This window comes from Peribacillus sp. P4_C12 (assembly GCF_056402095.1).
The window spans coordinates 1-2,123 of sequence record NZ_JBFUIB010000579.1 but is presented as its reverse complement, the minus strand read 5'-3'; the positions used below and the strand labels follow the sequence as shown (position 1 = coordinate 2,123).

Annotated in this window: 2 protein-coding genes; one reads left to right on the top strand and one right to left on the bottom strand. The window is 36.2% G+C overall.

From position 1 onward, the window contains the following. Positions 1–468: 468 nt before the first annotated feature. Positions 469–1,557 (top strand): branched-chain amino acid aminotransferase, encoded by a 1,089-nt coding sequence (locus AC1DUW_RS26730; protein ID WP_053346377.1) that lies wholly within the window; start codon positions 469–471, stop codon positions 1,555–1,557. 149 nt (positions 1,558–1,706) lie between these two features. Here the strand turns inward: AC1DUW_RS26730 and AC1DUW_RS26725 are convergent. Continuing rightward, the coding region (locus tag AC1DUW_RS26725; protein ID WP_477643918.1) for a transposase at positions 1,707–2,123 on the bottom strand (417 nt) is incomplete at its 5' end.

The window sequence follows — 2,123 nt, the reverse complement described above, 5'->3', positions numbered from 1 at the left end:
GTATCTTGATTGTGATTGGCATTTTGAATGTGGCAAATGCCCTTAATTCGCTCCATTCTATCAATTTTGAATCGGTAGTGATTTTCCTTCGCTATTGAAGGTCTTACGTAATCAAGATGGTAATCTACAACGGCAAACGGAAAAGATGCACATTGGCATTATTCAATGATATTTGTTAAAATTAACCTAAGACTTTATAAAAGAATCTTCAGAATTCCAATCAAGCCATTAGAATTAAAGGATTTTAATAGGAATAATAAAAGTTTTTTTCTGACAAAAAAGGAATATTAGAGTCTTTTTTCAGGAATCATACGTAAAGTAATCAAAAAAAAATCAAATTATTTTGAAAAAATTCCGAAAATTTAGTCATAAGGGCTTGAACTATGATTCCTGATAGGRGTAAACTAAGTTAAGATAGATTTTATGGAAGTGAAATCTTGTAAAAATATTCAACAAGGGGTTTTGGTAATGAAGGAACATGACATGCAAATCACGCTTAGTACAACAAAGAAAGAAAAACCACAAGCGGACCAGCTTGAGTTCGGTAAGAAATTTACCGATCATATGTTTATTATGGATTACACACGAGGGCAAGGGTGGCATGATCCAAGAATTGTTCCTTATCAACCGCTCGCATTAGAGCCGTCAGCTATGATTTTTCACTATGGACAATCTGTTTTTGAAGGATTAAAAGCATATGTATCATCAGATGATGAAATTATTTTATTCCGCCCGAAAAAGAATTTTGAACGCTTAAATAATTCAAATAGTCGCCTATGTATACCAGATGTTGATGTGGAATTCGCGTTAAAGGCCTTAAAAACCTTAATTAGCGTTGATAAAGAATGGATTCCTCGAGCAGAAGGGACGTCCTTATATATTCGACCTTTTATTATAGCTACTGAACCTTATCTCGGAGTTTCTCCATCAGATCGCTATCAATTTATCATCATTATGTCACCGGTAGGTTCTTATTATAAAGAGGGAATTCACCCTGTTAAAATAGCGGTGGAATCAGCTTTTACACGTGCCGTAAATGGTGGTACAGGAGAAGCTAAAACAGGCGGTAATTATGCATCAAGCCTTAAAGCTCAAGAGGAATCTGAAAAGATGGGATATTCTCAAGTGCTTTGGCTAGACGGAGTAGAAAAAAAATATATTGAAGAAGTAGGAAGCATGAATGTCTTCTTCAAAATCAATGGTGAAATCATTACTCCAGCTTTAAATGGTAGCATCCTTTCAGGAATTACTCGGGATTCTATTATTGAATTGTTAAAGCATTGGAATCTTCCAGTAACAGAACGGCGTATTTCTATGGAGGAAGTCTATGAAGCCTTTAAATCAGGACAATTAGAAGAAGCATTCGGTACTGGTACAGCTGCTGTGATTTCTCCAATTGGTGAATTCTTGTGGAATGGTGAAGAAATGATAGTTCAAAACGGAGAGACTGGTGAATTATCTAAAAAACTTTATGATACATTAACTGGTATCCAAACAGGTAAGGTTGAAGATGAATTAAACTGGACTACGAAAGTTGAAGAAAAAGTCACTCAATAATATTTTAAAACAAAAAAACCTTCTATGAAGGTTTTTTTGTTCAGTTTGTAGACAAAAGGGGTTCGGAATTATAAAATTCCGAACCCCTTTTGAAATTCCCTTTGAATTTTGGCCCAAGGTTAAGATTGGGGCTCTACGAGCCCACTCTGTTARGCCATTTTTGGACCTTKCCATGTCCAATTGGCCATCTTCTTTAAATTAATGGCAGYGAAAGTAAGCATCGCCTGCATCGACAATTTTTTAAGTCCCCTTAAAGTAGTCCAACGCATACCATGCTTTTCTTTTGCATCTGCGAATACACGCTCAATCGTTTCTTTACGTTTCGCATATATAGGTTTTACATCTTGATGAGTACGYAGATGATCTGCTTCYTCCACATATGCTTGCYAGATATGCCGTGTCACCACTTTTTGGTGGTCTTTGCTTTCTGTACACCGTGATAAAGATGAGCAAGTTGCACAAATGTGTTTTGGCGATTTGTACTCGCGATAGCCCTCTTTATTTGTTGTTGAGTACTTTAAAGTCTCGCCCGAAGGGCAAAGGTAACAATCAAAATGTTCATCGTA

Bases quoted from the DNA above. Each gene is read 5' to 3' on its own strand.
- AC1DUW_RS26730 (WP_053346377.1), top strand. From the start codon at position 469: ATGAAGGAACATGACATGCAAATCACGCTTAGTACAACAAAGAAAGAA.